Source organism: Acidaminococcus sp. CAG:542, from assembly GCF_000437815.1.
Lineage (GTDB): Bacteria > Bacillota > Negativicutes > Acidaminococcales > Acidaminococcaceae > Acidaminococcus.
The window spans coordinates 11119-19148 of sequence record NZ_FR902083.1 but is presented as its reverse complement, the minus strand read 5'-3'; the positions used below and the strand labels follow the sequence as shown (position 1 = coordinate 19148).

Sequence of the window (8030 nt, the reverse complement as noted above, 5' to 3'; positions counted from 1 at the left end):
CATGGCGGACCGGGTGATCCCGCCGTTTTCCAGGCTGGGCGCATCGGTCCGATAGCAGGCCCGGGCTTCAAAATAGGTCCCCAGGGCATCCCCCATGCCGGCCACCAGGAACTTCACCGGTGCATGGGCGATGATATAACTATCCACCAGCACCCCGTCCGGATTGTTGGGATAGAACAGGTAGCTGTTGAAGGAACCGTCGTCGTTATAAATCACGGACAGCCCGGTGCAGGGAGCATCAGTGGCTACCACTGTGGGAATGATCACCACCCGTTTTCCTTCGTAATGAGCCGTGGCTTTGGCGGTATCGATGGCGGACCCGCCGCCGACCCCTACCACCACATCGATGTTTTCCGCCCGGACCATTTTCCGGAACTTGTCGATTTCCCCTACACTGGAGATGCCTCCGAACACTTCGTAGTGCCGGTGGGTATCGCTGGTGCCGAAGCTTTCTTCCAGTTTGTTATGGCAGGTCCGGTGGCCGCTCCGGCTGCAGATGAACAGCCAGTTCTTCCCCAGATCCTTGAAATAATCGTAGAATTCCTTCAGGGCTCCACTCCCCTGTACATATTTCAGCGGTGCACGCATGAGACGCAGTCTTGCCATAGTGAGTTCCTCCTTTGTACTGAAAATCTCTCTCAACCAGAGAAATCGTGTCCTTTGGAGACAGATTTTTGTTTATTGTATTATACCATAAAAGATAAGTTTTTAACAATAATTATTGATTCTTTAAAAGATAAACAAAACGGTTTTCTATAAGTTTTATGCCTTGCGTGTTTTTTCCAAAAATTCAGTAGGCGAACGTTCCAAAATATGTTACAATAGTTTTACAGAGTTTTTACATTTTTACAAAGTCTTTATAAAGGAGGAAGATTTGTATGAAACTCAAAAAGTGGCTGGCTGCGTCCGCCATCTGTGCCCTGGCCCTGGCTGTTGGTGCCTGCGGGGGCAAGAAAGCTCAGAAAGCGTCCGGTGAATGGAAACCCAACAAGGACATCAAGGTCATTGTAGCCTACAAGGCAGGGTCCGGCACGGATACCGGTGCCCGGGTACTCTGCAAGGATGCGGAAAAATTCGTAGGCAAGACCCTGATCATCGAAAACAAACCCGGCGCTGACGGAAAGATCGGCTGGACGGAACTGTCAAAAGCCAAACCGGACGGCTACACCATCGGCTTCATCAACCTGCCCACCTACACCACCCTGGCTCTGGCCAAGAATGCTTCCTTCGATGACAAGAGCATCGTTCCCATCTGCAACCATCTGAAGGAAACCGGGGTTGTGGTAGTCCGGAAGGACAGCCAGTTCAACAGCCTGAAAGATCTGGTGGAATATGCCAAAGCCCATCCGGGCGAACTGAAGGCTTCCACCAACGGGGTACAGGCTTCCAACCACACGGCAGCCCAGCTGCTGTCCACCACCGCCAAGTTCAAATACAATGCGGTGCCTTACGGCGGTACCGCTGACCAGCTGCTGGCCCTGCGCCAGGGCGAAGTGGACTTCTCCTGCGCCAAACTGGGGGATGTGGAACCTCTGATCCGGGGCAGCAACGCAGCCCTGAAACTGTTGGGCGTATTCTCTGAAAAACGCCTGGACAACTACAAAGATGTGCCCACCCTGGGTGAACTGGGCTACTACAACAAGTGGTACGGCTCCGCCCGTGCTCTGGTGGCTCCCAAAGGCACTCCGGAAAACATCATCAAATTCTATGAAAATGCCTTTAAGATGACCATGACCGATGAACAGACCATCCGTGACCACAAGAACGCCGGTCTGGAACTCCACTACATGGACAGCAAGGAACTGGGCAAACTGATCCAGGAACAGATGACCTTCTGCAAAGACGTGGTCAGCAAACTGTACCAGGACGCCTGAATGACACAAGCGGAATAAATCGGGGGCTGCCAGGGTGCAGCCCCTCTTTTGAGGGGAAACCATTATGAAAAAATCGGAACTCAGTGTAGTGATCTTCATGCTGGGATTCTGTGCCTTCTTCTTTTACGAGACACTGCAACTGCCTCCGGCGGCACAGAGCTATCCCAAATTCGTCATCGGCCTGTTGGCCGTGCTGACTCTCATGCAGCTGGTGAAGATGGCCTGCAGCTGCCACGGCCATTTCACCATTGTCAACGATCTGCCGGAAGTGTGGACCCATTTCCTGCCCAGGCAGTTCTTCACCTTCCTGATTGCCTCCATCCTTTTCTTTGTGCTGATGGTGCTGATCGGATTTTATCCTTCTGCTATTTTATATCTCCTGTTCATGCTGCACTTTTTCCACATTGAAAAGAAGTATATGGCCATCACCCTGGTGGTGCTCATGGCCCTGATCTATATTGTCTTCAGCGAATTCCTGTCCGTGCCTCTGCCGGACGGCCTGCTGCTGGAAGAACTGCTCTAGGAAAGGGAGGATGAAAGAATGGAAAATCAATACGCATTGATGGCCATGGGGTTCATCAACGCCCTTTCGCCTATAAATATCGTCATTATGATCGCCAGCGTGACCATGGGGATCGTCATCGGGTGCATGCCCGGGCTTTCGGCGGCCATGGGGGTGGCCCTGCTGCTGCCCCTGACCTTTGGGATGGAACCTTCCGCCGGGCTGATCATGCTGGGAGGCATCTACTGCGGGGCCATTTTCGGGGGCTCCATTTCCGCCATCCTGATCCACACCCCCGGTACACCGGCATCGGCGGCCACAGCCATCGACGGGTATGCCATGACTTTAAAGGGCAAGGCCGGGAAAGCCCTGGCCACTGCCTGTATCGCTTCTTTCTGGGGCGGACTGTTAAGCTGCATTTCCTTGTATTTCTTTGCTCCCATGCTGGCCAAACTGGCCATGGAATTCGGCAGTCCGGAATACTTCTGGCTGAGCCTCTTCGGCCTCACCATCATCGCCGGGATCAACACGGATTCCATGATCCTGGGGCTCATGTCCGGGGCCTTCGGGCTGGTTCTCTCCACCATCGGCATGGACCCCATGCAGGGGGTAGAACGGTTCATGTTCGGCCAGGATTCTCTCTATAACGGCATCAACATCACCTGTGCCCTGATTGGTCTCTTTTCCATGAGCCAGGCCTTTATCCTGGCGGAAAAAGCCATTGTGAAACGGGCCAAAGCCGCCAAGTTCAGTGACCGGATCATGCTGACCCTGAAGGAAATGAAACAGATCACCCCCACGGTGCTCCGGAGCTGGATCATCGGGAACATCATCGGCATCCTGCCCGGAGCCGGGGCTTCCATTGCCTGTTTTTTAGGCTACAACGAAGCCAAACGGTTCTCCAAACATCCGGAAGAATTCGGCAAGGGCTCCATTGAAGGGATTGCCGGGTCGGAAGCGGCCAACAACGCAGTAACCGGCGGTTCCCTGATTCCCACACTGACTCTGGGGATTCCCGGGGAAAGCGTTACCGCCGTGCTTATGGGCGGGCTGATCATCCACGGGCTCCAGCCGGGACCGGAACTCTTTACAAAGTATGCTCCCATGACGTATACTTTCTTTGGCGGATTCGTGGTCATCCAGTTCTTCATGCTGCTGATCGGCCTTTTGGGCTGCCGTCTGTTCGCCAAGATTGCCCGGGTGTCCGATGCCATCCTGATTCCCAGCATCTTCGTGCTGTGCGTGGTGGGTTCTTTTGCCATCAACAACAGTGCCTTTGATGTGAAGGTGATGTTTGTGTTCGGGGTCATCGGGTATCTCATGCGGAAATGCAACATGAACACCGCTGCGGTTGTGCTGGCTCTGATTTTGGGGCCTTTGGGCGAAAAAGGACTGCGCCGGAGCCTGAGCCTTTCCGGCGGGGATACCAGCATCCTGCTGTCCACCAACATCTGCAAGATCCTGCTGGCCCTGTGCCTGCTGTCCCTGCTCTCTCCCTTTGTGATGAAGTTCTTCAAGAAGGAAAAGAAAGCGGACGAAGCGGCCCTGGCGGCAGAAGACAAGGAAATAGACGAAGCAGACAAAAAATAATAAACGGAATGGAACAAGTGCCTTCTCACATCAAAAGACCCCTTGCGATGGAAGACGGACGGATTAAAGGGGGTGCTGCGCTGCAGCACCCCCTGTCAATTCTCAACGGTAAAAGGAAGGAACCCGGCAGCGGGTTCCAGTAAATGGAAACGCAGCCTGCGGCTGCTAACCCACCACCAGCCTTGCGGCTGGTCCCCCGCCCTTGAAAAGGGCGGATAATGGGTATGTGAGGAGGTCTTTTTATGGAAGAAACCCGTGTGGCGATTTTGGGAATCATTGTAGAGGATCCGGATGCGGTGGAGGACCTGAACTCCATCCTTCATGACTTTGGTCCCTATGTAATCGGGCGGATGGGGATTCCCTACCATGCCCGGAACATCCACATCATCAGCGTGGTGGTGGATGCCCCTCAGGACATTATCAGCAACCTGTCCGGCCGGATCGGGAAGCTGCCGGGGGTGTCCTCCAAGACAGCCTATGCCAAGGTCACTTCCGGCCACGAGAACCATGAAGGGTAAGATCCGGTTGGTCCTGCCCTTTGTGCTGGTGTTCCTGCTGTGGGCCTGGGCATCGGCAGAAGGGATCTGGAGCAGCTACATCCTCCCCTCTCCCGGCCAGGTGTGGGACACCTTTCTCCACATGGTCCGGAACGGGGAGCTGGTCCGGCACATCCTGATCAGCCTCCGGCGGATCCTTACCGGGTTCTTCTGGGCCTTTCTGGCCAGCTGCCTTCTGGCCAGCCTGAACCTGCTGTTTCCCCGGCTCCGGGCCTGCTACGGAGGGCTCCTGGAAGTGTTCCGCCATGTACCGCCCCTGTCCCTGATTCCCCTGCTGATCCTCTGGTTCGGCATCGGGGAACTGCCCAAGACCATCATCATCGTGCTGGCTTCCTTCTTCCCCATGTACCTGAACATGGACGACGGGTTCCGCCGGTGTGACCGGAAGCTGCTGGAAGTGGGCCAAATGCTGGGGTTCTCTCCCTGGAAGGCCCTGTGGAAGATCCGGCTGCCAGCGGCCCTGCCCGGGATCCTCACCGGACTCCGGGTGGGCATGGGCTACAGCCTCCGGGCCATTATCGGGGCGGAAATGATAGCTGCCGACAGCGGACTGGGGTATCTGATCCTGGACGCCCAGGCCATGAGCCGCAGCGACAAAGTGTTCATCGGCATCCTGACCATCGGAGCCCTGGGCCTTTTGCTGGATGGGATCTTTGCGGCAGTGGAAAGGAGGCTGCTCCGTTGGATGCGCTGAAGCTGGACCATATTACCAAAACCTATGGTGCCCGGGTGGTGCTCCGGGACCTTTCCCTGGCTCTTTCGCTCCGGGAATGTACGGTGATCCTGGGGAAAAGCGGCTGCGGGAAGACCACCCTGCTGCGCATCCTGGCGGGGCTGGAAACGCCGGATGCCGGCACTGTGGAAAAACCGGCCGGGCTGAAACTGGGCATGATGTTCCAGGAGGCCCGGCTGTTCCCCTGGCTCACCTGCCGGGAAAACATCGCCCTGGGACTGCCCAAAGGGGCGGACCCGGGAGAAACGGACCACTGGCTGGACCTGGTCCAGCTGACGGATGCAGCGGGCCAGTACCCGGCCCAGCTGTCCGGAGGCATGCAGCAGCGGGCCTCCCTGGCCCGGACCCTGGCCATGCACAGCAGCCTGATCCTCATGGACGAACCCTTTGCGGCCCTGGATTACTTTACCCGGGGCCAGCTCCAGCAGGAACTCCGGTCCATGGTGGAAAAGCTTTCCATGGGAGTGGTGCTGGTGACCCACAATGTGGACGAGGCCCTGACCCTGGGGGACCGGCTTCTGATCTTGAAAGAAGGCCGGATTGCCCAGGAACAGTACCTGCCCCCGGGCCAACGGGACCTGCTTTCCCCGGGGCTGATCGAAGCGAAAAAAAAGCTGCTGGAGGGGCTGCTGCAGCCCGGCAGCGGCCCGTTAAACGGTCAACGACTGAAAGAAGGAACCTGCTCCAGCCGGTTCCTTTGAAGAGAAACGCCGCTGAAGCGGCTAACCCACCACCAGCCTGACGGCTGGTCCCCCGCCCTTGTCGAGGGCGGATATCCCCTGAGACGAAAGGATCTGTTACAAATGTCATTGAAGAAAAAACTCTCTGTTGCTCTTGCCTGCTGTCTGGTGGCAGTGGGAGCCCTGGCTGCCGGGTGCGGCAGCGGCAAATCCGCCCAGAAGGCGGCTCCCAAAATGGACAAGGTGAGCATCACCTATGTCCAGGCACCCCTGAACATCCCTTCCATTGTGGAAAAGGCCAACCAGAGCTTTGAGAAGAAGTTCAAGGAAAAGAACATCACCGCCTCCTACTCCACCATCACTTCCGGAGCGGATCAGACGGCTGCCCTGGCCAGCGGGGACATCCAGTTCCTGAACTGTGTGGGCGGTTCTTCCGTGCTCCTCAGCGCTGCCAACGGCAACGACATCAAGATCATCAGCCTGTACTCCCAGGCTCCCAAGGCCTTCAAGCTGTTCTCCAAGGACGGCAGCATCCAAAGTGCCGCTGACCTGAAGGGCAAGACCATTGCCGGGCCCAAGGGCACCATCCTCCACGAACTGCTGGCCGCTTATCTCCAGCAGGCCGGGCTTTCCATGAACGATGTGAAGTTCGTTTCCATGGGCCTTCCTGCCGCCGCTTCCGCCCTGGAAAACGGCAGTGCTGACTGTGCTCTCCTGGCCGGTCCTCTGGCCTACAATGTGGAAAAGAAGGGCATGCACGTGGTCACCACCGGAGAAGGGCTGGTATCCGGCCTGACGGTTACCGCAGTCAGCGGCAAGTTCTACAAGGAACACAAGGACCTGGTGGATACTTTCCTGGCCGTCCAGAAGGAAACCCTGGACTTCATGAAGAAGAATCCGGACAAGGCCCTGGAAATGACCGCCAAAGCCACGGAACTGAAACCGGAAGCCGTAAAGGAAATGGCTCCCCTCTATGATTTCAGCATGACCATTACCCCCGAAGCCATCGCCTCCCTGAAGAAGACCCAGGATTTCCTGGTTGCCTCCGGGATGATGGAAAAGAAAGTGGATGTGGATGCGTTGTTTGTAAAGTAAGTAAAAAAAAGAAGCTGTTGCCAGCTGCAACAGCTTCTTTTTTTTACTTTCAGCGAGGTTCCACCAGCAATTTGATGGCGGTCCGTTCTTCACCGTCGATGTTGATATCAATGAACGCGGGAACACATACCAGATCCATACCATGAGGAGCCACAAACCCCCGGGCAATGGCGATGGCTTTCACTGCCTGGTTCAGGGCACCAGCCCCAATGGCCTGGATTTCAGCTTTACCGTTTTCTCTCAATACACCTGCTAACGCACCTGCTACAGAATTCGGATTGGATTTTGTCGAAACCTTTAGTACATCCATGTTCGGTTCCCCCTCATCATTTTTTGTGATGTTTGGAAAATGTTCAATACGCAGTACTCCAATCAGTGTTGCAATGAGTGAATCGTTTCCCAAAAATCAATTTATGGATATTATAACATACTTTAGGAAATTTGTTACACATTTTTTTGATTTTACAAATTTATTACATGAATTTTTAACAGGCTTCTTTTTTCAGGAAGTACAGTAGAAGCGCTGACAGGGTTTTTGCATCAAAAATGTCTTCTGACATGACCATCTGTTTAACTTTTTCTTCCGGAATCACTTCCACCTGGAGGAATTCATCGGCATCGGGATGCATCTTTCCCTGGTGGAGACCGGTGGCCAGGAACAGATGGATGGTTTCGTTGGTGAATCCGGGGGTAGTGACAATAGAAGTCATCCGGGTCCAGTGATCGGCGGTAAGACCGGTTTCTTCGGACAGTTCCCGCTGGGCGCTGGGGAGGATTTCTTCCCCTTTTTCCAGTTTGCCCGCCGGGATCTCGTAGATCACCGAATGGACAGGATACCGGAACTGCTTTACAAACACCATGCTGCCGTCTTCCATTACCGGCAGGATCCCCACGGCTCCCTGGTGGAGGATGTATTCCCGGGTGGAATCATTGCCGTTGGGCAGTTTCACCTGGTCCACATAGAGATGGAGCAGACGGCCTTCAAAGGCGGTCCGGGTA

Annotated in this window: 10 protein-coding genes; 7 read left to right on the top strand and 3 right to left on the bottom strand. The window is 55.3% G+C overall.

The genetic code is table 11. The features are described 5' to 3' along the window. A partial coding sequence (locus QVO43_RS06820; RefSeq protein ID WP_288174671.1) for an iron-containing alcohol dehydrogenase occupies positions 1-606 on the bottom strand: 606 nt, incomplete at its 3' end. Positions 607-878: 272 nt separating this feature from the next. Between QVO43_RS06820 and QVO43_RS06815 the strand changes: the two genes are divergently transcribed. From QVO43_RS06815 to QVO43_RS06785, 7 genes are all read left to right on the top strand, one after another. Continuing rightward, a complete protein-coding gene (locus QVO43_RS06815; RefSeq protein WP_022487788.1) occupies positions 879-1874 on the top strand; it encodes a Bug family tripartite tricarboxylate transporter substrate binding protein in 996 nt (331 codons plus the stop codon). A 64-nt stretch (positions 1875-1938) separates the two neighbouring features. Next, on the top strand, positions 1939-2397 hold the full coding sequence (locus QVO43_RS06810) for a tripartite tricarboxylate transporter TctB family protein (protein ID WP_022487787.1): 459 nt from the start codon (positions 1939-1941) through the stop codon (positions 2395-2397). 18 nt (positions 2398-2415) lie between these two features. Beyond that, positions 2416-3966, top strand: a complete 1551-nt coding sequence (locus QVO43_RS06805) for a tripartite tricarboxylate transporter permease (protein ID WP_022487786.1) — start codon at positions 2416-2418, stop codon at positions 3964-3966. Between the two features lie 242 nt (positions 3967-4208). Next, the gene (locus QVO43_RS06800; RefSeq protein WP_022487785.1) at positions 4209-4484 is read left to right on the top strand and encodes a TM1266 family iron-only hydrogenase system putative regulator; all 276 of its coding nucleotides are present in this window, start codon (positions 4209-4211) and stop codon (positions 4482-4484) included. Next, the gene (locus QVO43_RS06795) at positions 4474-5217 is read left to right on the top strand and encodes an ABC transporter permease (protein WP_022487784.1); all 744 of its coding nucleotides are present in this window, start codon (positions 4474-4476) and stop codon (positions 5215-5217) included. The genes QVO43_RS06800 and QVO43_RS06795 overlap by 11 nt, the downstream gene beginning before the upstream one ends. Next, on the top strand, positions 5205-5957 hold the full coding sequence (locus QVO43_RS06790) for an ABC transporter ATP-binding protein (protein WP_022487783.1): 753 nt from the start codon (positions 5205-5207) through the stop codon (positions 5955-5957). Before QVO43_RS06795 ends, QVO43_RS06790 begins: the two co-directional genes overlap by 13 nt. 102 nt (positions 5958-6059) lie before the next feature. After that, positions 6060-7031, top strand: coding sequence for an ABC transporter substrate-binding protein (locus QVO43_RS06785; RefSeq protein ID WP_022487782.1), 972 nt, complete (start codon positions 6060-6062; stop codon positions 7029-7031). 49 nt (positions 7032-7080) lie between these two features. On the opposite strand, the gene QVO43_RS06780 is transcribed toward QVO43_RS06785, so the two are convergent. Next, a complete protein-coding gene (locus QVO43_RS06780) occupies positions 7081-7341 on the bottom strand; it encodes a stage V sporulation protein S (protein WP_012938234.1) in 261 nt (86 codons plus the stop codon). Positions 7342-7516: 175 nt separating this feature from the next. Then, positions 7517-8030: NUDIX hydrolase (locus tag QVO43_RS06775; RefSeq protein WP_288174667.1), on the bottom strand; the 514-nt coding region annotated here is incomplete at its 5' end.